Source organism: Bradyrhizobium sp. RP6 (genome assembly GCF_003837805.1).
In the GTDB taxonomy this organism is placed as follows: domain Bacteria; phylum Pseudomonadota; class Alphaproteobacteria; order Rhizobiales; family Xanthobacteraceae; genus Bradyrhizobium.
This window is the reverse complement of sequence record NZ_RQIT01000030.1, coordinates 25,840-47,863: the sequence shown is the minus strand read 5'-3', so window position 1 is coordinate 47,863 and position 22,024 is coordinate 25,840. Positions and strand designations below refer to the sequence as shown.

Below are 22,024 nucleotides of genomic sequence, written 5' to 3'. Positions count from 1 at the left end.
ACCACGGCGTGGTATCGTCGGCTGGAGTGATTCGGGACCTTGCATGACTGAAACGGCCGATGATCTGAGCGCTCCGCTCGGACAGGACAAGCCGCGCCGGAAACGGCGGCTGCGGCTGCCGTTCACGGCCATGCAGCTGCTTGCCGTCCTGCTCGGCCTGTTCCTCCTCACCTTTGCCGGCTTCGCCGTCTTCAACAAGGATCCGCTCGGCGGCGAGCCGATGACCCGGCTTGCGATCCGCGCGCCCAGTGCCACGGACAAGGCCACCGACGAGAAGCCCGCGGCCGGGAATGGGCAGGACAGCAAGCCCGACACCAAGGAGGCGCCGAAGCAGGCCGTCCCCGGCGAGCAGAAGACCATCACCATGATCGACGGCTCGACCGGCGCCCGCCACGACGTGGTGATCGGCGGCGGCGATACCGCCGACAAGAACGAAGCGGCCTCCGCTCCGCCGTCCGTCATGGCCGGGATCAATCCGAAGCTGCTGGAGAAATCACGCTACGGCATGATCCCCGTGGTCGCTGACGGGCTGAAGCCGTTCAACGTCTATGCGGCGGACGCCGACCGCGCCAAGGCCGCCAAGATGCCCGTGGTGGCGATCGTGATCGGCGGCCTCGGTGTCGGCGCCGCCAAGACATCCGATGCGATCATGAAGCTGCCGCCGGCCGTGACGCTGGCCTTCACGCCCTATGGCGCCGACCCCGGCAAGCTCGCCGAGCGGGCGCGGGCGCAGCGCCACGAAATCTTCCTCCAGATCCCGATGGAGCCCTACGATTTCCCCGACAACGATCCGGGGCCGCAGACGCTGCTGACCTCGCTCAGCGCCGACCAGAACATGGACCGTCTCTATTGGCACCTGAGCCGGATGCAGGGCTATGCCGGCCTCACTAATTTCATGGGCGCGCGGTTCATCGCGACCGAGCCCGCGATGCAGCCGATCATCCGCGAGGCGGCCAGGCGCGGTCTCGGCTTCTTCGACGACGGCTCCTCGCCGCGCAGCATCGCGTCCCAGGCCGCGGCCAACCAGGCCATGCCGTTCGGCAAGGGCGATATTGCGATCGACGTGGTGCCGACCCCGACCGAGATCGATCGCGCCCTGAACAAGCTCGAATCGACCGCGCGCGAACGCGGCATCGCTGTCGGCACGGCGTCCGCCCTGCCCGTCTCGATCGAGCGCATCGGCGCCTGGACCAAGACATTGGGCGACCGGGGAATCCTTCTGGTGCCATTGACAACTGCGATGCTGAAATCAAAATCCAGCTAAATCAACGAATTGGTACGGCACGGCTCCCGCGGGGCCGCATCAAGCCGGACCTGAGGCATGCGAGAGGTCTGGCGGAATGGCGCGTTACGAGGATCTGCCCTACCGGACCTGCGTCGGTGTGATGCTGCTCAATCCAAAGGGACTGGTGTTCATCGGCCGCCGCGCCGGCGGCATCGAGCATGTCGACGACACCCATGTCTGGCAGATGCCGCAAGGCGGCGTCGACCCCGGCGAGGACACCTGGGAAGCCGCGAAGCGCGAGCTCTACGAGGAGACCAGCGTACGCTCGGTCGAGCGGCTCGGCGAAGTCCCGGACTGGCTCACTTACGACATTCCCCGCACGGTTGCGGGACGCGCCTGGAAGGGCCGCTACCGCGGCCAGCGTCAGAAATGGTACGCGGTGCGCTTCACCGGCAAGGACAGCGAGATCAACGTCGAAAAGCCCGGCGGTGGCAGCCACAAGGCCGAATTCGTGAGCTGGCGCTGGGAGCCGATGCAGAATCTCACCGGGCTGATCATTCCATTCAAGCGCCCGGTCTATGAGCGCGTGGTGAAGGAATTTTCCGCGCTGGCGGAGGAATGATCCACTGTCGCTCCGGGGCGATACGAAGTATCGAACCCCCGGTGCGCAATTGCGCACCTGAGAGCCTCGAGATTCCGGGTTCGATGCTTCGCATCGTCCCGGAATGACGACAAGGGATCCGCGCGTGACCAATGAAAAGCCCTACCGGCCCAACGTGGGCATCGCGCTGTTCAATGCCGATGGCCGTGTGCTGATCGGCCACCGCTTCAAGGGCGACGGCCCAGAGATCATCTTGCCGGGGCTCGACTGGCAGATGCCGCAGGGCGGCGTCGACGAGGGCGAGGATCTGCGCGATGCGGCGATGCGCGAACTCTGGGAGGAGACCAATGTCGTCAGCGCCGACTATCTCGGCGAGACCGACTGGTTGGCCTACGAGTTCCCGCCTTACGACGGGCCGGAGACGCACCGGCTGGCGAGATTCCGAGGCCAGCGGCAAAAATGGTTCGCGCTGCGCTTCACCGGCCGCGACGAGGAGATCGATCCGCTGACGCCGCGCAACGGCCAGCCCGCGGAGTTCGACGCCTGGCGCTGGGAGCGCCTCGACCGCGTCGTCGACCTCGTGGTGCCGTTTCGCCGGGACGTCTATCGCGCGGTGGCGCAGCAGTTCGCTGGCTTCGCAAGCTGAGAAACTGCGAAAACAACCCCATGCACAGTAGCGAAGTGTTTGACACTTCGAGATAAAATGCGCGGCAGCTTCATCGATCGCGCAACAAAGTTTCAGCGCCCGCCACTTTCGTGACGAGCGCTGAACCTGTTCAGGAATCTGGAGCTTGAGCCCCGGAGCGGTGCCCCGGGGCTTAGTGCATAGCCGTGGAGCTGAGCTGCTGCTGGATGCTCTTGAAGTGGTCGAGCCGCTCGATGGCGTGATCGAGCTCGCCGCCTTCATGCTCCTTCAGGCCTTCTTCCATCTCGGCTATGGTCTCGGCGAATTGCGCACGGTCGAGCTCGGCCAGCGACGTCGCGACGTCGGCCAGCACGGTCAGGCCCTTGTCGGAGACTTCGGCGAGACCGCCGAGCACGATGATCTTCTCGTGCTTGCCAGCGGTGGTGATGGTGAGAATGCCGGGCCGGATCGCGGCCACGACCGGCGCATGTCCGGCCAGCACGCCGAAATCACCCTCGACGCCGGGGATGTCGACCTGATCGACCTCGCCCGAGAAGGCGAGCTTTTCCGGAGAGACGAGATCGAAGTGAAAGGTGGCCATGGTTGTTTCCGTTCTCTTCACTTGTCACCCGCGGGCTTGACCCGCGGGTCCATCCATCAAGACCTTCTTTCGATGGATCGCCGAATCAAGTCCGGCGATGACGAGATGACAAAGCTTAGGCCGCTTCCGCCGCCAGCTTCTTGCCCTTCTCGACCGCTTCTTCGATGGTGCCGACCATGTAGAAGGCGGCTTCGGGCAGGTGATCGTACTTGCCTTCGACCAGGCCCTTGAAGCCCTTGATGGTGTCGGCGAGGTCGACGAACTTGCCCGGCGAGCCCGTGAAGATTTCGGCGACGTGGAACGGCTGCGACATGAAGCGCTCGACCTTGCGGGCGCGGGCCACGGTCAGCTTGTCCTCTTCCGAAAGCTCGTCCATGCCGAGAATGGCGATGATGTCCTGAAGCGCCTTGTAGCGCTGCAGCACCTGCTGGACCTGACGGGCGACCGCGTAGTGCTCCTCGCCGACGACCAGCGGGGAGAGCATGCGCGAGGTCGAGTCGAGCGGGTCCACCGCCGGATAGATGCCCTTTTCGGCGATCGAGCGCGACAGCGTCGTGGTCGCGTCAAGATGCGCGAACGAGGTCGCCGGCGCCGGGTCGGTCAAGTCGTCGGCCGGGACGTAGATGGCCTGCACCGAGGTGATCGAGCCCTTCTGCGTGGTGGTGATGCGCTCCTGCAGCGCGCCCATGTCGGTGGCGAGCGTCGGCTGATAGCCCACCGCCGAAGGAATGCGGCCGAGAAGCGCCGACACTTCCGAGCCGGCCTGGGTGAAGCGGAAGATGTTGTCGACGAAGAACAGCACGTCCTGGCCCTTGTCGCGGAAGTCTTCCGCGATGGTCAGACCGGTGAGCGCGACGCGAGCGCGGGCGCCCGGGGGCTCGTTCATCTGGCCGAACACCAGCGCGCATTTCGACTTCACGCTCGGATCCGGGTTCTTCGGATCGGCGTTGACCTTGGACTCGATGAACTCGTGATAGAGGTCGTTGCCCTCGCGGGTGCGCTCGCCGACGCCGGCGAACACCGAGTAACCGCCGTGCGCCTTGGCGACGTTGTTGATCAGCTCCTGAATCAGCACGGTCTTGCCGACGCCGGCGCCGCCGAACAGGCCGATCTTGCCGCCCTTGGCGTACGGAGCGAGCAGGTCGACGACCTTGATGCCGGTGACGAGGATTTCAGCTTCGGTCGACTGGTCGGTGTAGGTCGGCGCCTCCTGGTGGATGGGGCGCAGGCCTTCCGACTTGACGGGACCGGCCTCGTCGATCGGTTCGCCGATGACGTTGATGATGCGGCCGAGCGTGCCTTCGCCGACGGGAACGCGGATCGGCGCGCCGGTGTCGGTCACTTCCTGGCCGCGGACCAGACCTTCGGTGGTGTCCATCGCGATCGTGCGCACGGTGGATTCGCCGAGATGCTGGGCGACTTCGAGCACCAGGCGGTTGCCGCCGTTCTTGGTCTCGAGCGAATTGAGAATGGCCGGGAGGTGGCCTTCGAACTGCACGTCGACGACGGCGCCGATGACCTGGGTGACGCGACCGACCTGGGCTGCCATTGAATGTCTCCTTCGATCCGAACTTCTAGACCACGGTCAGTGACCGGGATGTTGCGTATAGTGGGTGCCGGGGCGTCTTTAGACGGCCTCGGCGCCCGAGATGATTTCGATCAGTTCCTTGGTGATCTGCGCCTGACGCGTGCGGTTATAGACCAGCGTCTGCTTGCGGATCATTTCGCCGGCGTTGCGCGTCGCGTTGTCCATCGCGCTCATCTGCGCGCCGTAGAACGAGGCGTTGTTCTCGAGCAGCGCGCGGAAGATCTGGACCGCGAGGTTGCGCGGCAAAAGACGGGTGAGAATCTCGTCCTCTTCCGGCTCGTATTCGTAGGACGTCGTGTTGGCGGCACCGCCTTCCTCGACCACCAGCGGAATGATCTGCTGGGCGGTCGGGATCTGCGCGATCACCGACTTGAAGCGCGAATAGAACAGCGTGCAGACGTCGAACTCGCCGTTGTCGAAGCGCGCCAGGACCTTCCTGGCGATCTCCTCGGCATTGACGAAGCCGAGCTGGCGGACGCTGCGCAGGTCCATGTGCTCGACGATCTGCTTGTCGAACTGGCGGCGGAGTTGCTCGTAGCCCTTGCGGCCGACGCAGAAGAACTTCACGTCCTTGCCCTGCGCCATCAGCGCCAGGGCGCGCTCGCGGGCGAGACGCACGATCGAGGAGTTGAAGGCGCCGGACAGGCCACGCTCGCCGGTGCAGACCAGCAGCAGGTGGACCTGGTCCCTGCCGGTGCCGGCCAGCAGCACCGGCGCGCCGGGCGAACCCGCCGCGGCGCCGGCAATGTTGGAGATCACCGCGCTCATCTTGTCGGCATAGGGACGCGCCGCTTCCGCGGCAGTCTGCGCCCGGCGCAGCTTGGAGGCCGCGACCATCTGCATGGCCTTGGTGATCTTTTGCGTCGCCTTGGTGGAGGCGATGCGGACGCGCATGTCTTTAAGTGACGCCATTCTTCGTCCCCGACGGTTCGATCCCCCGGATCAAGCCGCTAGCCTATCTCTGTCGTCATGCCCGGGCTCGTCCCGGGCATCCACGTCTTCGTCTCCACGCAAAGCACGTGGAAGGCCGGGCGGAGGCCCGGCCACGACGGTTCTTCAATTACGCGAAGCTCTTCGCAAAACCTTCGACCACCGACTTCAGCTTGGCAGCCACGTCGTCGGAGAGGTCGCGGGAGTCGCGGATCGCGTTGAGGATCTCGACGTTCTTGCCGCGCAGCAGCGAGAGCAGGCCGTCCTCGAACGCGCGCACCTTGTTGAGCGGGAGCGGATCGAGATAGCCGTTGGTGCCGGCCCAGATCACGCAGACCTGCTCTTCCATCTTCAGCGGCGCGAACTGCGGCTGCTTCAACAGCTCGGTCAGGCGCGAGCCGCGGTTGAGCAGGCGCTGGGTCGAGGCGTCGAGGTCGGAGCCGAATTGCGCGAACGCCGCCATTTCGCGGTACTGCGCGAGCTCGCCCTTGATCTTGCCGGCGACCTTCTTGGTGGCCTTGGTCTGCGCCGACGAGCCGACGCGCGACACCGACAGACCGACGTTCACGGCAGGGCGGATGCCCTGGAAGAACAGGTCGGTTTCCAGGAAGATCTGGCCGTCGGTGATCGAGATGACGTTGGTCGGGATGTAGGCCGACACGTCGTTGGCCTGGGTTTCGATGACCGGCAGCGCCGTCAGCGAGCCCGAGCCCTGGTCCTTGTTCAGCTTCGCCGCGCGCTCGAGCAGGCGGGAGTGCAGATAGAACACGTCGCCCGGATAAGCTTCGCGGCCCGGCGGGCGGCGCAGCAGCAGCGACATCTGGCGGTAGGCGACGGCCTGCTTGGACAAGTCGTCGTAGATGATGACCGCGTGCATGCCGTTGTCGCGGAAGTACTCACCCATGGTGCAGCCGGTGAACGGCGCGATGTACTGCATCGGCGCCGGATCCGACGCGGTGGCGGCGACGACGATCGAATATTCGAGCGCGCCCTGCTCCTCCAGCACCTTCACGAACTGGGCAACGGTCGAACGCTTCTGGCCGACCGCGACGTAGACGCAGTACAGCTTGATGTTCTCGTCGGGCTGTGCGTTGAGCGGCTTCTGATTCAGGATCGTGTCGAGCGCGATCGCGGTCTTGCCGGTCTGGCGGTCGCCGATGATCAGCTCGCGCTGGCCGCGGCCGATCGGGATCAGAGCGTCGATCGCCTTGAGGCCGGTCGCCATCGGCTCGCTCACCGACTTGCGCGGAATGATGCCGGGCGCCTTGACGTCGACGCGCATGCGCTTCTCGGCCTGGATCGGACCCTTGCCGTCGATAGGGTTGCCGAGCGCGTCGACGACGCGACCGAGCAGGCCCTTGCCGACCGGCGCGTCCACGATGGCGCGGGTGCGCTTGACGGTCTGGCCTTCCTTGATCTCGCGGTCGGCACCGAAAATAACGACACCGACGTTGTCGGTCTCGAGGTTCAGCGCCATGCCGCGGGTGCCGTTCTCGAACTCGACCATTTCACCGGCCTGGACGTTGTCCAGACCGTAGACGCGGGCGATACCGTCGCCGACGGACAGCACCTGTCCGACTTCGGAGACTTCAGCTTCCTGGCCGAAATTCTTGATCTGGTCCTTGAGGATCGCGGAAATTTCCGCGGCGCGGATGTCCATCAGCCTGCCTCTTTCATCGCGTGCTTGATCGAATTGAGTTTGGTGCGAAGCGAACCATCCACCATGCGGCTGCCCAGCTTGACGACGAGGCCACCGATGATCGAGGGATCGACTTTCACGTTCAGCGCGACGTCCTTGCCGGTCACCGACTTCAGGGCAACCTTGAGGGCATCGAGATTCTTGTCCGAGAGCGCTTCCGCCACGGTGACATCGGCCGTGGCCTCGCCCTTGAACTTGGCCACGAGGGCGCGATAGGCGCGGATGACGTCGGCCACCGCGAACAGGCGGCGGTTGGCGGTCAGCACTTTGAGGAAATTGGCGGAGATGCCGGCGATGCCGGCCTGGGCCAGCACGGCCGAAAGGGCCCGGGACTGGGCGTCGGCCGCGAACACCGGACTGCGGACGAGGCGCTTGAGATCGGCGCTCTCGTTCAGCAAGGCCTCGAATTTGTCGAGATCGGCTTTGACCTCGTCGACCACTTTCTGGTCGCGGGCCAGTTCAAACAAGGCCGTTGCATAACGGCCGGACACACCTGAAACGGACGTATCTTCTGCAGCCACAGACGCGCTCTTTTTGCTGTCAAACTCGCAAGGGAAAAACCGTCGCCACGAAGCGGCGCCTAGCGATCCAAGCCCTTGGAATTCAAGCGGGACTTCGATTTTCGACCAGCACGGGAGGTGCCGGGCTCGTTAAAATCGCGGCTTTGCTAACATAGCAGGCGCGCAGGTGCAACATGACGCCAAATTAAAGGCACGAGGTTCTGTCGCCAGTTCGTCGCAGCGGGCGACGCCTCGAGGGCTCGGTGATGCGTTCGGACCGAGGAGCTCCCGCACCACGGAAATTGCCGCGAGGCCTTGCCCTCGTCTGCCCCGCCATTGGTTCCCGTCAAAAGCGCATAGCCGCCATGAACACAGATCGCTGAGTCGTGATTTCGGGCTCGCGAGTTCCACTCGCCGAATACTTACCCAATTCTAAACAACCGAGGCGATGACTTCGCTTTACAGTATTAGTAAGTAAACATGAGGTTAACAAATCGTTAAAGCCGAAGATTACGGAACTTCTGTCGAATATCGTGCGACGGTAACAAGATGTTTCGAGATGACACATACCGGATTTACTGCCTAATTCACGCCTCATTGAGAAACGAAACGCCAAACCGCTCACAAACTGATGGGGGCTCCACTAGCCACATATGTGGCAATACTAGCTTAGGGACCACTAAATGCTGTCTTTGAAGACGCTGGGCTCTCTGACCCGGCCGCGTACGGCGATCGCTTTCGTCGCCGCAACAATCCTTATCGGTGGAACTGCCACCGAAGCTTCCGCCAAATCCCGGCATCACCGGCACCATCATCATCACCGCCACCACGCCCAGACCGATACCAACGCGACGTCCGATTGGCGCAACGCCAATGCGTCGATGACGCCGACTTCCGGCACGGGCCACAGCTTCTCCGGTATGGCTTCCTTTTACGGCAACGAGTCCGGCAGCCGGACCGCGTCGGGCCAGCGCTTCAACCAGAACGCCATGACCGCGGCGCACCGTTCGCTGCCGTTCGGCACCAAGCTGCGCGTCACCCACCGCGGCCAGAGCGTGGTCGTCACCATCAACGACCGCGGTCCGTTCATTCGCGGCCGTGTCCTCGACCTCTCCACTGGCGCTGCCCGCGCCATCGGCCTCACCGGCGCCGGCGTCGGCCGCGTCACCGCGGAAGTCGTTTCCTAAAGGGGCGCTTCAGCGCCTCTCCTCGCACGCGCAGTTTTCATCAGTTTGCAGCGCGCGTGAGACAAGCCCGCGGTCTTGGGGGACCGCGGGCTTTTTTGTCGGCCATCGTCATTCCGGGGCGCGCGCAGCGCGAACCCGGAATCCATTCATCCACCAACGCCGCCGCCCGATGGATTCCGGGTTCGATGCTGCGCATCGCCCCGGAATGACGGCGCAAATCTTACAAAAAGCTCTGCGGATCGACGTCCACTTCGAGCTTGAGATTGCCTGACGGTTTCGGGCAGACGGCGAGCCAATTGCGCAAGTAGTCCGACAGATCGAAGCCCCGCGCCGATTTCACCAGGATGCGGAAGCGGTAGCGGCCCTTGATGACGGCGAGCGGCGCTTCCGCCGGGCCGAGCACCACCACGCGCTCGTCGCGCGGCGCGAGCGCAACGAGCTTGCGGCCGAAACCTTCCGCGCTCGGGCGGTCGCCGGCCGAGATGATCAGGCTCGCGAGCCGGCCGAACGGCGGATAGAGCGTCTTCTCGCGCAGCTCGATCTCGCTGTCGTAGAAGGCTTCGCGGTCGCAGGCGATCAGCGCCTTCATCACGGGATGATCGGGCTGGTGGGTCTGGAGGTAGCCGACGCCGCGGCCCTGCTCGCGCCCGGCGCGGCCGATCACCTGGTTGAGCAATTGCCAGGTTCGTTCCGCGGCGCGCGGATCGCCATTCGAGAGGCCAAGGTCCGCATCCACCACGCCGACCAGGTTGAGCCGCGGAAAATTGTGACCTTTAGCCACGAGCTGGGTGCCGATGATGATGTCGACGCGGCCCTCCGCAATCTCGGCGAGTTCTGTGCGCATCGTCTCGATCGAGGTGATGAGATCGCTGGACAGCACCATGGTGCGCGCCTCCGGGAACAGCGCGGCCGCTTCCTCCTGCAGGCGCTCGACGCCGGGCCCTACCGCGACCAGCGATTCCTCGGCCGAACAGTTCGGGCAGACATGCGGCCGCGGCATCGAGAAACCGCAATGGTGACAGACGAGGCGCTGGCGAAAGCGGTGATCGACCAGCCACGCATCGCAGATGGTGCAGGCGAAGCGATGGCCGCAGGCGCGGCACAAGGTCAGCGGCGCGTAGCCGCGGCGGTTGAGGAACAGCAGCGCCTGCTCGCGCCGCTCGATCGCGATTCTCATCTCGCCGGCAAGCCGCGGCGAGATGAAGCGGCCGCGCGCGGGCGGCTCGCGGCGCAGGTCGATCGCCTCGATATGCGGCATGTGCTGGCCGCCGAAGCGCGAGGGCAGCGCGATGCGCTGATAGCGGTTCTTGCGCGCATTGACTTCGGATTCGACCGACGGCGTCGCGGAGGCCAGCACGACCGGAATCTTGGCGATATGCGCGCGCACCACCGCCATGTCGCGGGCGTGGTAATGCACGCCCTCGTCCTGCTTGTAGGCCTGGTCGTGCTCTTCATCGACGACGATGAGGCCGAGATTGGCATAAGGAAGAAACAGCGCCGAGCGCGCGCCGACCACGACCGGCGCTGAACCTTCTGAGATCGCGGCCCAATTGCGCGCGCGGGTGCGCGGGGTGAGTTCGGAATGCCATTCGATCGGCCGCACGCCGAAACGCTGCGCGAAGCGGTCGAGGAACTGGCCGGTCAGCGCGATCTCCGGCATCAGGATCAGCGACTGCTTTCCGCGACGGATCGCCTCGGCCACGGCTTCGAAATAGACCTCGGTCTTGCCCGAGCCGGTGACACCGTCGAGCAGCGCGACATGGAAATTGCCGTTGGCCGCGAGCGCGCGCATGGTGTCCACGGCGGCGCGCTGGCGCGGCGTGAAATCCGGCCGGCCGAAATCCGGATCGGGCGCGGGCGGCGGCGGGGGCGGCGGCATCGGCTCGACCGTGAGCGTGCCTTCGTCGACGAGGCCGTCGATCACGCCTGCGGAGACGCCGGCTTCCTTGGCCGCCTCGGACTTGCCGTGCAGCAGCCGGTCGGACAGCACCGCGATCACACGCTGCCGCGCCGGCGTCAGGCGCTTCGGCGGATCGCCGACCAGGCGCACGCCGGCGCGCACCCGCTCCGGGCCGAGATTCTCGCCCATCCGCAGGCACATGCGCAGCACCATGCCGCGCGGGCTCAGCGTGTAATTGGCGACCCAGTCGACCACCTGGCGCAGCTCGGGCTTCAGCGGCGGGATGTCGAGCTTCTCGCTGACTTCCTTGAGACGGTTATGCAGGCGCGGATCGGGATTGGCATTCTCGCCCCACACCACGGCGAGCACCTCGCGCGGGCCGAGCGGCACGCCGACGAGATCGCCCGCCTTCAGCTCCATTCCGCGCGGCACCTTGTAGGAATAGGTCTGGTCGAGCGCGACCGGCACCAGCACGTCGACCATGCGGGTCGCGTTGGCGGGGGCGGTCGGGCTGCGCGAAGAATGATCCATGAGGGGAGAATCGGAACCGGGGTGCTCGAGGCTAGCGCCACGGGGCGGCCTTAGCGAACGATAAACGAGTGTGATGCGATATACTGAGTGGAATCACCACGTCCAGAGCGCATGAGCAAAGCGGCCGCCCCAAGAATCGAGCTCGCCAGCGCCGATCCCTCGATCGCGCAGGAGATGGCACGCTGGCTGTCGCATCTCGGCGCCGAACGGCGGCTGTCGCCGAAGACGCTGGAGGCCTATGGCCGCGACTTGCGGCAGTGCCTGGATTTCCTCAGCAATCATTGGGGCGAGCGTGTCACGCTGGCGCGCTTCGCGGCGCTGGAGGCCACAGACGTCCGCGCGTTCATGGCGATGCGCAGGGCCGACGACATTGCCGGCCGCTCCCTGATGCGCGCGCTGGCGGGGCTGCGCTCGTTCGGGCGCTTCCTCGAACGCGAAGGCAAGGGCAAGGTCGGCGCGCTCTCAGCGATCCGCGCGCCCAAAGTTGCAAAGAGCCTGCCGAAGCCGCTGCCGATGGCCTCGGCCAAACGTCTCGCCGATGCCGACGAGCGCGCCGGCGAGGAGCGCGAGACCTGGATCCTGGCGCGTGATGCCGCGGTGATGGCGCTGCTGTACGGCTCGGGCCTGCGCATCTCCGAGGCGCTCGGCCTGAAGCGCCGCGAGGTGCCGCGTCCCGGCGAAGGCGACGTGCTGGTTGTGACAGGCAAAGGCAACAAGACCCGCATGGTGCCGGTGCTGCAGAACGTGCTCGCGCTGATTCAAGAGTACGTCGCAATGTGCCCCTATCCGCTGCCCGCGGAGGGGCCGATCTTCGTCGGCGCGCGCGGCGGGCCCTTGAGCCCGCGCATCATCCAGCTCGCGATGGAGCGGCTGCGCGGCGCGCTTGGCCTTCCCGACAGCGCCACGCCGCACGCGCTCCGGCATTCCTTCGCCACGCACCTGCTCTCGCGCGGCGGCGACCTGCGCGCGATCCAGGAATTGCTCGGCCATTCCTCGCTGTCGACGACGCAGGCCTATACCGGCATCGATTCCGAGCGGTTGCTCGAAGTGTATGCCAGCGCCCATCCGCGGCGCTGACGCTTCAGTTGGCGAGATACTCGATGGCAAAGATGTAGTTCGAGCCGCGGCCGATCTCGGCGCGAACATAGGGCTTGAACTTAAGGCGATCATAGACCGGCGTCGTCGCCTTCACCGTGTGACCACCGATATCGGCAAGATGTTCGCCTATTGCTTGCCGGACTCGCGCAAATTTTCCACGCGCCCTTCGATCACGAGGCGGGGTTCGGCATAGTCCGAATACAATGTGCTGGCGAATACCCAGACCCCGCCAGCACCAAGCACGAGAGCGGCCACAAGCTGCCACTTGGCAAGCCGAGGCGAGCCCCGGCCGCCGCTCGTCAGCCTGCACAGAGCCAGTCCAAATAGGATCAGCGAGAACACCGCGCCGAACAGATAGAAATCCGCGACGCCTGCGATCGAGCTGCGCCAATAGAGAAGGCCGAGGACGAAATAGACGAAGAACGCGCCGATCGCAGCCACGATGACGTACTGGCGCAGCCGAGGATGGCTGATCGTCGCCAGCAGGACGACGAAAAGAGCCACAATCGGCCAGAGCGCCCAGGCGATGAATTCCGCTGCGGTCATGCGCTGAGCGTAAGACGCCTGACAAAAAAATCCCTTAAAGCGTCTGCAAAAATGCCGCCTGGCGCTTGCGCCGGAATAGCGGTTCGGTCAATCGTACTTGGCGATAGCAGGAGAGACTCATGGGCGCACATGAAAGCATGGAGCACGCCGAGCACGCCGAACACGCGTCCGGCTCGAACAAGAAGATCGCGCTCCTGATCGCCGTGCTGGCGCTGTTCCTGGCGATCTCCGAGACGCTCGGCAAGGGTGCGCAGACGGAATCGATCAGCAAGAACGTCGAGGCCGCCAATCTCTGGGCATTCTTCCAGGCCAAGAGCATCCGCCGCACCGTGGTGCTGACTGCCGCAGAACAGGGCAAGCTGACGCTGGGCGGCACGACCGACGATGCCATGAAGGCGGCGGTGCAGAAGCAGGTCGACGACTGGACCAAGACTGCGCAGCGCTACCGCTCCGAGCCCGAGACCGGCGAAGGCACCGAGCAGCTCGCCGAGAAGGCCAAGCACGCCGAGCACGCGCGCGACGAGGCGACCGCGAAATACCACCATTTCGAGCTGGCCTCGGCCGCGTTCCAGATCGGCATCGTGCTGGCGTCGGCCACCATCATCACCGGCATGCTCGCGCTGGCCTATGTCAGCGGCGCGCTGACGGTCGCCGGCCTGTTCATGACCGCGCTCGGCCTATGGTGGCCGCATCTGTTGCATTTGCATTGAGGGCCTGAGCCCGGAAGCTCACCGCGCCTGGTGCACGCTCCTGCGGAAACGCTGGATCATGCGCAGCGTGCGGTTGGACCACCCCTCGCCGTCGCCGGCGATCAGCTCGCGGATGCGTCGCTTGATCGGGTCGACCAGCTCGGCGGCCTTGGCGCGCAGCCTCAGCACGAGCTCGTAGATCCGCTCGAACCAGCGCATCTCCAGAAGCTTGGCGCGCGTCACGTCGAACACGAAGGCGGTGACGCCGACGCCGACCAGCTTTCCGAACACGATCGTGAACAACGCGCCGGTCCAGTATTCATGCGCGAGCAGCCACAGGCCGACCAGCTTGAGCGGAAACAGCGGGACGACGGGGACCGCGAACACGAGCAGCGTCATGGCCGGCGAGAGCGCATCGACACGCTCCGTCAGCCAATGCTTGAAGCGCGCCAGCGGGATGGCCGCGACGACCTTGGCAACGATCGGCTCGAGATGATCCCACAGCCAGGCTTCGATCAAGAAGACGATCGCAAGCAGGACCCAGACCGGTTGAAGGAGGCGGCGCAGCATTTGTTTCCCGCCCGATTCGGTGCTGGGCGCGTGATTACATATGGATGGCCCGCTTGCCGACTGCAAGCGCGGCTTCCTTGACGGCCTCCGAGCGGGTCGGATGGGCGTGGCAGGTGCGCGCGAGATCCTCCGCACTGCCGCCAAATTCCATGAGAACACAGGCTTCATGGATCATTTCGCCGGCTTCGCGGCCGATAATGTGCACGCCGAGCACGCGATCGGTCTTCGCATCTGCGAGAATCTTCACAAAGCCGTCAGTGGTCTGGTTGACCTTGGAGCGGCCGTTGGCGGTAAAGGGAAACTTTCCGACGGTGTAACCGACGCCCGCCTGCTTCAGTTCCTCCTCGGTCTTGCCGACGGAGGACACTTCCGGAGTGGTATACACGACCCCGGGGATGACGTCGTAGTTCACGTGGCCGGCCTGTCCGGCGATGATCTCCGCGACTGCAACGCCTTCGTCCTCGGCCTTGTGCGCGAGCATCGGGCCGGCGACGACGTCGCCGATGGCATAGACGCCCTTCAGGCTGGTGGCGAAATGCGGATCGATCTGCACGCGGCCGCGCGAATCGAGCGCGACGCCGGCTTCCTTCAGGCCGAGACCGTCGGTGTAGGGCACGCGGCCGATGCAGACGAGCACGACGTCGGCCTCGATGGTCTCGGCGGCACCGCCGGCAGCCGGTTCGATTTTCGCGAGCAATGCCTTGCTGTTCGCTTCAACGCCGGTGACCTTCGAGCCCAGCTTGAATGCAAATCCCTGCTTCTCGAGGATGCGCTGGAATTGCTTGGCGATCTCGCCGTCCATGCCGGGCAGAATGCGATCGAGGAATTCAACCACCATGACTTCGGATCCGAGCCGGCGCCACACAGAGCCGAGTTCGAGCCCGATCACGCCGGCGCCAATGACCAGCAATCTGCCTGGCACCTTCTCCAGCGACAGCGCGCCGGTCGAGGACACGATGCGCTTCTCGTCGATGTCGATGCCCTTGAGCCGCGCGATGTCCGAGCCGGTGGCGATCACGATGTTCCTGGTCTCGACCACCTGCGACTTGCCGTCGGCGGAGATCTCGACCTTGCCCGTCCCCAAGATCTTGCCGGTGCCCTTGAGCACGTCGATCTTGTTCTTCTTCATCAGGAACTCGACGCCCTTGACGTTGCCGTCGATGCCCTGCTGCTTGAAGTTCATCATCGCGGGCAGATCGAGCTTCGGCGCGGAAACGCTCACACCCATCTTGGCGAAGGAATGACCGGCTTCCTCGAACATCTCGGAGGCGTGCAGCAGCGCCTTCGAGGGCATGCAGCCGACATTGAGGCAGGTGCCGCCGAGGGTGGCGTTCTTTTCGACCACGGCGACTTTCATGCCGAGCTGGGCTGCGCGCACCGCGCAGACGTAACCGCCCGGCCCGGTGCCGATGACGACGAGATCGTAGGTAGCCATGAGAGAAAGTCCCGTAAGGTTAGGCGTGATGAAGATGTGTCAGCGTCCGCGCAGCGCGTCAGCGTCCGCCGGACACATCGAGAATGGCTGAGGTGACGTAGGAGGCCTCGTCGGACATCAGCCAGACGATGGCATTGGCGATTTCCTCGGCGGTGCCGACGCGCTTCATCGGCACCAGATGCGCCAGACGGTGGGCGCGGTCGGGCTCGCCGCCGGCGGCGTGGATTTCGGTGTCGATCAGGCCGGGACGGATTGCGGCAACGCGGATGCCTTCGCCCGCAACCTCGTAGCCGAGGCCGACGGTGAAGGAATCCACCGCGCCCTTGGACGCGGCGTAATCGACATAGGTGTTGGGGGCGCCGAGCCTGGCAGCAACGGACGAGAGGTTGACGATGACACCGCCCTTGCCGCCATGCCTGGTCGACATTCGCTTGATGGCTTCGCGCGCGCAGAGGATGGAGCCGGTGACGTTGACCGCCATCACGCGCTGGATGCGCTCGGCCGACATCTCGTCGACGCGCACGCCGCTCTTGCCGACGATGCCGCCGTTGTTGACGAGCGCCCCGAGCGTGCCGAACTCGTCGGCTTCCTTGAACAAATTGAGGATGTCGCTTTCCTCGGCGACATCGCATTTCACCGCGATGGCCTTGCCGTTGGCGGCCTCGATCTGCGCGACCACCTCGTCAGCGGCGGTCTTGTTGCTGGCATAGCCGACCACGACGCGAAAGCCGCGGGCAGCCGCCGCGATCGCGGTTGCCCGCCCAATGCCGCGGCTGCCGCCGGTGATGACAACGACTTTATCGGTCACGCGCACCTCCATGGTTCGACACGCGCCGCCGCGTTGATCGCGACGGCGCTCGCAAAGCGACAGGGATCAGAGATCGAGCACCAGGCGCGCCGGATCTTCCAGGCTCTCCTTGACGCGGACCAGGAAGGTGACGGCTTCCTTGCCGTCGATCACACGGTGATCGTAGGACAGGGCCAGGTACATCATCGGGCGGACCTCGATCTTGCCGCCGACGACCATCGGCCGCTCCTGGATCTTGTGCATGCCGAGAATGCCGGACTGCGGCGCGTTCAGGATCGGGGTCGACATCAGCGAGCCGTAGATGCCGCCGTTGGTGATGGTGAAGGTGCCGCCCTGCATCTCGTCGATCTTGAGCTGGCCGTCACGGGCGCGGCGGCCGAAATCGGCGATGCTCTTCTCGATGTCGGAGATCGACTTGTGGTCGCAGTCGCGCACCACGGGCACGACGAGGCCCTTGTCGGTGCCGACGGCGACGCCGATGTGATAGTAGTTCTTGTAGATCAGATCGCTGCCGTCGATCTCGGCGTTGACGGCCGGAATGTCCTTGAGGGCCTGCACGACCGCCTTGGTGAAGAAGCCCATGAAGCCGAGCTTGGCGCCGTGCTTCTTCTCGAACGCGTCCTTGTAGTGCGCGCGCAGCGCCATGACGTTGGTCATGTCGACCTCGTTGAAGGTCGTGAGCATGGCCGCGGTGTTCTGCACGTCCTTGAGGCGGCGCGCGATGGTCTGGCGCAGGCGGGTCATCTTGACGCGCTCCTCGCGGGCGGCGTCATCGGCCGGCGACGGCGCGCGGACCTGAACGGCGGCGGCGGGCTGGTTGACCGGCGTGGGCGCGGAGGCCGCGCGCTCGATCGCGGCTAACATGTCGCCCTTGGTGACGCGGCCGTCCTTGCCGGAGCCGGGAACGGTCGAGGCGTCGATGCCGGTCTCGGCCGACAGCTTGCGCACGGACGGGGCGAGCGGCGCATCGGCGGGCGGCGCCTTGGACGAAGCGGCGGCAGCAGCCGGAGCCGCAGCGGCCGCAGCCGGAGCAGCGGCAGGCTTGGCGGGCGCGGCGGCGGGCTTGGCAGCACCGGCACCGTCGGTGATCTGGCCGAGCAGCGCACCGACGGCGACGGTCGTACCATCGGCGGCGATGATCTCGCTCAGCGTGCCCGCGGAGGGCGCCGGGACTTCGATGGTGACCTTGTCGGTCTCGAGCTCCACCAAGGGCTCGTCGACGGCGACCGGGTCGCCGGCCTTCTTGAACCAGCGGCCGATGGTGGCCTCGGTGACGGATTCGCCGAGCGTCGGCACACGAATTTCAGTCATGGTCTTTTCCTTAAGGAGATCGCCAATGCGGTCATAAGTGCGGGTGTCATCGCCTGCGAAAAGCAAGCCATCCAGCAAACCGGACGTTCGTACTCTGCACGGACGCCACAGCGTACTGGATGCCCCGCTCCAGAGCGCGATTGCGCACGAGGCGGGGCATGACGCAGTTCAGAAAATTCAGCTCAGTGCTTCGTCCAGGAACGCCTTCAACTGCGCCTGATGCTTCGACATCAGACCGGTCGCTGTCGCGGCGGAAGCGGCGCGACCGACATAACGCGGACGCCGGCTCGCACCGTTCACCTGGTTCAGCACCCATTCCAGATACGGCTCGATGAAGTGCCAGGCACCCATGTTGCGGGGCTCTTCCTGGCACCACACCACTTCGGCCTTCTTGAAGCGCGACAGCTCGGCCACCAGCGCCTTGAGCGGCACGGGATAGAGCTGCTCGACGCGCATCAGATAGATGTCGTCAATGCCGCGCTTCTCGCGCTCCTCGTAGAGGTCGTAGTAGACCTTGCCGGAGCAGAGCACGATGCGGCGGATCTTCTCGTCCGGAACGAGCTTGATCGCCTCGTTCGGCAGCATCTGGGCGTCATCGTACAGGATGCGGTGGAAGGTCGTGCCTTTCGCGAGCTCTTCCAGACGCGACACGGCCCGCTTGTGGCGCAGCAGCGACTTCGGCGTCATCATGATCAGTGGCTTGCGGATCTCGCGATGCAGCTGGCGGCGCAGCACGTGGAAGTAGTTCGCCGGCGTGGTCGGATAGACCACCTGCATGTTGTCTTCCGCGCACATCTGCAGGAAACGCTCGAGGCGCGCCGAGGAGTGCTCCGGCCCCTGGCCCTCATAGCCGTGCGGCAGCAGGCAGACGAGACCGGACATGCGCAGCCATTTGCGCTCGCCCGAGGAGATGAACTGGTCGAACACGACCTGCGCGCCGTTGGCGAAGTCGCCGAACTGGGCTTCCCACAGCGTCAGCGTGTTCGGCTCGGCGAGCGAATAGCCGTATTCGAAGCCGAGCACGGCTTCTTCCGACAGCAGCGAATTGATGACCTCGTAATGGCCCTGCTCGCTGCCGAGATGGTTGAACGGCGTGTAGCGGCTCTCGTCCTCCTGGTCGATCAGGACCGAGTGGCGTTGCGAGAAGGTGCCGCGCTCCGAATCCTGTCCGGACAGCCGCACATGATGATTCTCGTGCAGCAACGTGCAGAACGCCAGCGCCTCGCCGGTCGCCCAGTCGATGCCGACGCCGTTCTCGATCGCCTTGGCGCGGTTTTCCAAGAAGCGCTGGATGGTGCGGTGGACGCGGAAGCCGTCCGGCACCTTGGTGATCTTGCGGCCGATGTCCTTCAAAACAGGCAAATCGACGCCGGTGACGCCGCGGCGGGCGTCCTCTTCCTGGTCGGCGATCTTGAAGCCCGCCCATTTGCCGTCGAGCCAGTCGGCCTTGTTCGGCTTGTAGGAGGTGCCGGCCTCGAACTCGGCATCGAGCCGGGCGCGCCAGTCGGCCTTGGCCTTCTCCACCTCGCCCTCGGTGATCACGCCCTCGCTGATCAGGCGCCGCGAGTAGAGCTCCAGCGTGGAGGGATGCGCCGCGATCCGCTTGTACATCACCGGCTGGGTGAAAGCCGGCTCGTCGCCCTCGTTATGGCCATGCCTGCGGTAGCAGAACATGTCGATGACGACGGGCTTGTGGAATTTCTGCCGGAACTCGGTCGCGACCTTGGCCGCGAACACCACGGCTTCCGGGTCGTCGCCGTTGACGTGGAAGATCGGCGCGTCGATCATCTTCGCCACATCGGACGGATAGGGCGAGGAACGCGAGTAGCGCGGATACGTCGTGAAGCCGATCTGGTTGTTGACGATGAAGTGCACGGAGCCGCCGGTGCGGTAGCCCTTCAGGTCCGACAGGCCGAAGCATTCCGCGACCACGCCCTGGCCGGCGAACGCGGCGTCGCCATGCATCAGGAGCGGCATGACGGAGATGCGCATATCCGGCGGATCGCCGTGCTGGTCCTGCTTCGCACGCACCTTGCCGAGCACGACGGGATCGACGATCTCGAGATGCGAGGGGTTTGCGGTCAGCGACAGATGGATCCGGTTGCCGTCGAACTCGCGGTCCGAGGAGGCGCCGAGGTGATATTTGACGTCGCCGGAGCCTTCGACCGCGTCGGGGTTGGCCGAGCCGCCCTTGAACTCGTGGAACAGCGCGCGATGCGCCTTGCCCATCACCTGGGTCAGCACGTTGAGGCGGCCGCGATGCGGCATGCCGAGCACGATCTCCTTCACGCCGAGATTGCCGCCGCGCTTGATGATCTGCTCGAGCGCGGGAATCAGGGACTCGCCGCCGTCGAGGCCGAAGCGCTTGGTACCGGTGAACTTGGTGTCGCAGAACTTCTCGAAGCCCTCGGCTTCGACCAGCTTCATCAGGATGGCGCGGCGGCCCTCGCGGGTGAACGAGATCTCCTTGTCGGGTCCCTCGATGCGCTCCTGGATCCAGGCCTTCTGCGCGGCATTGCTGATATGCATGAACTCGACGCCGAGCGTCTGGCAGTAGGTGCGCTCGCAGATCGCGGTGATCTCACGGAGCGTGCCGTATTCGAGACCGAGCACGTGATCGAGGAATATCTTGCGGTCGAAATCGGCTTCGCTGAAGCCGTAGGTGCGCGGGTCGAGTTCCTCGCGGTTGCGCGGGGCTTCGATGCCGAGCGGGTCGAGCTTGGCGTGGAAATGGCCGCGCATGCGGTAGGAGCGGATCAGCATCAGGGCGCGGACGGAGTCGCGCGTGGCCTGGAGCAGATCGGCGGAGGAGATATCGGCGCCCTTGTCGCCTCCCTTGGCCTGCGCCCTGGCAGCGATCTTGGCACCGACCGTCTTCTCGACTTCGGCCCAGTTACCGTCGAGCGCCGAGGTCAGATCGTCTTGCGGCGTCAGCGGCCAATTGGCGCGCTCCCAGGACGGGCCTTGAGCATTCTTGCGGACGTCGTCCGGCTGGTCCTTCAGGCTCTTGAAGAACTCCTGCCACTCGGCGTCGACCGAGGACGGGTCCTTTTCATAGCGGGCGTAGATTTCGTCGATGTAGGTGGCGTTGGTGCCCTGCAAAAAGGAAGACAAGGCAAAGGCTGCGTTCGCGTCCTGGCGAGACATACTGGAGTTCCTGGCGATTTCGGTTCGCGCATAACAAACGGCGCTGGCGCCGAGCTCCCCGGCAGAGGCTCGGCGCGACAGGCACCCTTTACCCTATTTGCTGCGAAACTTCGCCCGGAAAAGCACGAAGAAGTGAACTAGCCCTTCAACTTTTCGGCAAGCGTATGACCGAGGCGTGCAGGCGACGGGGACACTGTAATCCCTGCCGATTTCATCGCTTCGGTCTTGGAACCGGCGTCGCCCTTGCCGCCCGATATGATCGCGCCGGCATGGCCCATGCGGCGGCCGGGAGGGGCGGTGACACCGGCGATGAAGCCGACCATCGGCTTCTTGCGGCCGCGCTTGGCCTCGTCCTTGAGGAACTGGGCGGCGTCCTCCTCGGCGGAACCGCCGATCTCGCCGATCATGATGATGGATTCGGTCTTGGGGTCGGCGAGCAGCATTTCCAGCACGTCGATGAACTCGGTGCCCTTGACCGGGTCGCCGCCGATGCCGACCGCGGTCGTCTGGCCGAGGCCTTCCTGGGAGGTCTGGAACACGGCCTCATAGGTCAGCGTGCCGGAGCGGGAGACGATGCCGACCGAGCCGGTCTTGAAGATGTTGGCCGGCATGATGCCGATCTTGCACTCGCCTGCAGTCATGACGCCCGGGCAGTTCGGCCCGATCAGGCGCGACTTGGAGCCGATCAGCGAGCGTTTCACCCGCACCATGTCGAGCACCGGGATGCCCTCGGTGATGCAGACGATCAGCGGGATCTCGGCATCGATGGCTTCGCAGATCGCATCGGCCGCGCCCGGCGGCGGCACGTAGATTACCGACGCGTCCGCGCCGGTCTTCTCACGCGCCTCGCGCACGGTATCGAACACCGGCAGGCCCAGATGCGTCGAGCCGCCTTTGCCCGGCGAAGTGCCGCCGACCATCTTGGTGCCGTAGGCGATCGCGGCCTCGGAATGGAAGGTGCCGTTCTTGCCGGTGAAGCCCTGGCAGATGACCTTGGTGTTCTTGTCGATCAGGATGGACATGAGGTCTGCTT

Annotated in this window: 19 protein-coding genes; 6 read left to right on the top strand and 13 right to left on the bottom strand. The window is 65.1% G+C overall.

Annotated features, from left to right (window positions below; all coding sequences use genetic code 11):
- Positions 1–43 precede the first annotated feature (43 nt).
- The 3 genes from EHH60_RS33480 to EHH60_RS33470 all read left to right on the top strand — a co-directional run bounded on the left by EHH60_RS33480 (position 44) and on the right by EHH60_RS33470 (position 2,472).
- The gene (locus EHH60_RS33480) at positions 44–1,264 is read left to right on the top strand and encodes a divergent polysaccharide deacetylase family protein (protein ID WP_124163556.1); all 1,221 of its coding nucleotides are present in this window, start codon (positions 44–46) and stop codon (positions 1,262–1,264) included.
- A gap of 76 nt (positions 1,265–1,340) precedes the next feature.
- Positions 1,341–1,847 carry an RNA pyrophosphohydrolase gene (locus EHH60_RS33475; protein ID WP_124163555.1) on the top strand — a complete coding sequence of 169 codons (507 nt, stop codon included), beginning with the start codon at positions 1,341–1,343 and terminating at the stop codon, positions 1,845–1,847.
- A 124-nt stretch (positions 1,848–1,971) separates the two neighbouring features.
- Positions 1,972–2,472, top strand: coding sequence for an RNA pyrophosphohydrolase (locus tag EHH60_RS33470; protein WP_124163554.1), 501 nt, complete (start codon positions 1,972–1,974; stop codon positions 2,470–2,472).
- Positions 2,473–2,644: 172 nt separating this feature from the next.
- Here the strand turns inward: EHH60_RS33470 and EHH60_RS33465 are convergent, their stop codons facing one another.
- From EHH60_RS33465 to EHH60_RS33445, 5 genes are all read right to left on the bottom strand, one after another.
- Positions 2,645–3,052 carry a F0F1 ATP synthase subunit epsilon gene (locus EHH60_RS33465; RefSeq protein ID WP_124163553.1) on the bottom strand — a complete coding sequence of 136 codons (408 nt, stop codon included), beginning with the start codon at positions 3,050–3,052 and terminating at the stop codon, positions 2,645–2,647.
- 115 nt (positions 3,053–3,167) lie between these two features.
- Positions 3,168–4,601, bottom strand: coding sequence for a F0F1 ATP synthase subunit beta (atpD, locus tag EHH60_RS33460; protein WP_124163552.1), 1,434 nt, complete (start codon positions 4,599–4,601; stop codon positions 3,168–3,170).
- 78 nt (positions 4,602–4,679) lie between these two features.
- Positions 4,680–5,552 carry a F0F1 ATP synthase subunit gamma gene (locus tag EHH60_RS33455; RefSeq protein WP_124163551.1) on the bottom strand — a complete coding sequence of 291 codons (873 nt, stop codon included), beginning with the start codon at positions 5,550–5,552 and terminating at the stop codon, positions 4,680–4,682.
- Positions 5,553–5,700: 148 nt separating this feature from the next.
- Positions 5,701–7,230, bottom strand: coding sequence for a F0F1 ATP synthase subunit alpha (gene atpA, locus EHH60_RS33450; protein ID WP_124163550.1), 1,530 nt, complete (start codon positions 7,228–7,230; stop codon positions 5,701–5,703).
- On the bottom strand, positions 7,230–7,790 hold the full coding sequence (locus EHH60_RS33445) for a F0F1 ATP synthase subunit delta (RefSeq protein ID WP_124163549.1): 561 nt from the start codon (positions 7,788–7,790) through the stop codon (positions 7,230–7,232). The genes atpA and EHH60_RS33445 overlap by 1 nt, the downstream gene beginning before the upstream one ends.
- Before the next feature lie 662 nt (positions 7,791–8,452).
- Here EHH60_RS33445 and EHH60_RS33440 point away from each other — a divergent pair.
- Entirely contained in the window at positions 8,453–8,956 is a 504-nt protein-coding gene (locus EHH60_RS33440) for a septal ring lytic transglycosylase RlpA family protein (protein ID WP_124163548.1), read from the top strand.
- Between the two features lie 220 nt (positions 8,957–9,176).
- Here the strand turns inward: EHH60_RS33440 and EHH60_RS33435 are convergent, their stop codons facing one another.
- A complete protein-coding gene (locus EHH60_RS33435; protein ID WP_124163547.1) occupies positions 9,177–11,387 on the bottom strand; it encodes a primosomal protein N' in 2,211 nt (736 codons plus the stop codon).
- Between the two features lie 111 nt (positions 11,388–11,498).
- Here EHH60_RS33435 and EHH60_RS33430 point away from each other — a divergent pair, with 111 nt between their 5' ends.
- Positions 11,499–12,464 (top strand): tyrosine recombinase XerC, encoded by a 966-nt coding sequence (locus EHH60_RS33430; protein WP_124163546.1) that lies wholly within the window; start codon positions 11,499–11,501, stop codon positions 12,462–12,464.
- 147 nt (positions 12,465–12,611) lie between these two features.
- Here the strand turns inward: EHH60_RS33430 and EHH60_RS33425 are convergent, their stop codons facing one another.
- On the bottom strand, positions 12,612–13,031 hold the full coding sequence (locus tag EHH60_RS33425; RefSeq protein WP_124163545.1) for a hypothetical protein: 420 nt from the start codon (positions 13,029–13,031) through the stop codon (positions 12,612–12,614).
- Positions 13,032–13,150: 119 nt separating this feature from the next.
- Between EHH60_RS33425 and EHH60_RS33420 the strand changes: the two genes are divergently transcribed.
- Positions 13,151–13,741 (top strand): DUF4337 domain-containing protein, encoded by a 591-nt coding sequence (locus EHH60_RS33420; RefSeq protein WP_124163544.1) that lies wholly within the window; start codon positions 13,151–13,153, stop codon positions 13,739–13,741.
- Between the two features lie 18 nt (positions 13,742–13,759).
- On the opposite strand, the gene EHH60_RS33415 is transcribed toward EHH60_RS33420, so the two are convergent.
- The 6 genes from EHH60_RS33415 to sucD all read right to left on the bottom strand — a co-directional run bounded on the left by EHH60_RS33415 (position 13,760) and on the right by sucD (position 22,013).
- Positions 13,760–14,290 (bottom strand): hypothetical protein, encoded by a 531-nt coding sequence (locus tag EHH60_RS33415; protein WP_124163543.1) that lies wholly within the window; start codon positions 14,288–14,290, stop codon positions 13,760–13,762.
- Between the two features lie 34 nt (positions 14,291–14,324).
- Positions 14,325–15,725, bottom strand: coding sequence for a dihydrolipoyl dehydrogenase (gene lpdA / locus EHH60_RS33410; RefSeq protein WP_124163542.1), 1,401 nt, complete (start codon positions 15,723–15,725; stop codon positions 14,325–14,327).
- A gap of 58 nt (positions 15,726–15,783) precedes the next feature.
- Positions 15,784–16,545, bottom strand: a complete 762-nt coding sequence (locus EHH60_RS33405) for an SDR family oxidoreductase (protein ID WP_124163541.1) — start codon at positions 16,543–16,545, stop codon at positions 15,784–15,786.
- A gap of 54 nt (positions 16,546–16,599) precedes the next feature.
- The gene (odhB, locus tag EHH60_RS33400; protein WP_124163540.1) at positions 16,600–17,844 is read right to left on the bottom strand and encodes a 2-oxoglutarate dehydrogenase complex dihydrolipoyllysine-residue succinyltransferase; all 1,245 of its coding nucleotides are present in this window, start codon (positions 17,842–17,844) and stop codon (positions 16,600–16,602) included.
- Positions 17,845–18,021: 177 nt separating this feature from the next.
- Positions 18,022–20,991, bottom strand: coding sequence for a 2-oxoglutarate dehydrogenase E1 component (locus tag EHH60_RS33395; RefSeq protein ID WP_124163539.1), 2,970 nt, complete (start codon positions 20,989–20,991; stop codon positions 18,022–18,024).
- A gap of 137 nt (positions 20,992–21,128) precedes the next feature.
- A complete protein-coding gene (gene sucD / locus EHH60_RS33390) occupies positions 21,129–22,013 on the bottom strand; it encodes a succinate--CoA ligase subunit alpha (RefSeq protein ID WP_061029350.1) in 885 nt (294 codons plus the stop codon).
- Positions 22,014–22,024 lie beyond the last annotated feature (11 nt).

Bases quoted from the DNA above. Each gene is read 5' to 3' on its own strand.
- EHH60_RS33480 (WP_124163556.1), top strand. From the start codon at position 44: ATGACTGAAACGGCCGATGATCTGAGCGCTCCGCTCGGACAGGACAAG.
- EHH60_RS33475 (WP_124163555.1), top strand. From the start codon at position 1,341: ATGGCGCGTTACGAGGATCTGCCCTACCGGACCTGCGTCGGTGTGATG.
- EHH60_RS33465 (WP_124163553.1), bottom strand. From the start codon at position 3,052: ATGGCCACCTTTCACTTCGATCTCGTCTCTCCGGAAAAGCTCGCCTTC.
- atpD (WP_124163552.1), bottom strand. From the start codon at position 4,601: ATGGCAGCCCAGGTCGGTCGCGTCACCCAGGTCATCGGCGCCGTCGTC.
- EHH60_RS33455 (WP_124163551.1), bottom strand. From the start codon at position 5,552: ATGGCGTCACTTAAAGACATGCGCGTCCGCATCGCCTCCACCAAGGCG.
- atpA (WP_124163550.1), bottom strand. From the start codon at position 7,230: ATGGACATCCGCGCCGCGGAAATTTCCGCGATCCTCAAGGACCAGATC.
- EHH60_RS33440 (WP_124163548.1), top strand. From the start codon at position 8,453: ATGCTGTCTTTGAAGACGCTGGGCTCTCTGACCCGGCCGCGTACGGCG.
- EHH60_RS33435 (WP_124163547.1), bottom strand. From the start codon at position 11,387: ATGGATCATTCTTCGCGCAGCCCGACCGCCCCCGCCAACGCGACCCGC.
- EHH60_RS33430 (WP_124163546.1), top strand. From the start codon at position 11,499: ATGAGCAAAGCGGCCGCCCCAAGAATCGAGCTCGCCAGCGCCGATCCC.
- EHH60_RS33425 (WP_124163545.1), bottom strand. From the start codon at position 13,031: ATGACCGCAGCGGAATTCATCGCCTGGGCGCTCTGGCCGATTGTGGCT.
- EHH60_RS33420 (WP_124163544.1), top strand. From the start codon at position 13,151: ATGGGCGCACATGAAAGCATGGAGCACGCCGAGCACGCCGAACACGCG.
- EHH60_RS33415 (WP_124163543.1), bottom strand. From the start codon at position 14,290: ATGCTGCGCCGCCTCCTTCAACCGGTCTGGGTCCTGCTTGCGATCGTC.
- lpdA (WP_124163542.1), bottom strand. From the start codon at position 15,725: ATGGCTACCTACGATCTCGTCGTCATCGGCACCGGGCCGGGCGGTTAC.
- EHH60_RS33405 (WP_124163541.1), bottom strand. From the start codon at position 16,545: ATGGAGGTGCGCGTGACCGATAAAGTCGTTGTCATCACCGGCGGCAGC.
- odhB (WP_124163540.1), bottom strand. From the start codon at position 17,844: ATGACTGAAATTCGTGTGCCGACGCTCGGCGAATCCGTCACCGAGGCC.
- EHH60_RS33395 (WP_124163539.1), bottom strand. From the start codon at position 20,991: ATGTCTCGCCAGGACGCGAACGCAGCCTTTGCCTTGTCTTCCTTTTTG.
- sucD (WP_061029350.1), bottom strand. From the start codon at position 22,013: ATGTCCATCCTGATCGACAAGAACACCAAGGTCATCTGCCAGGGCTTC.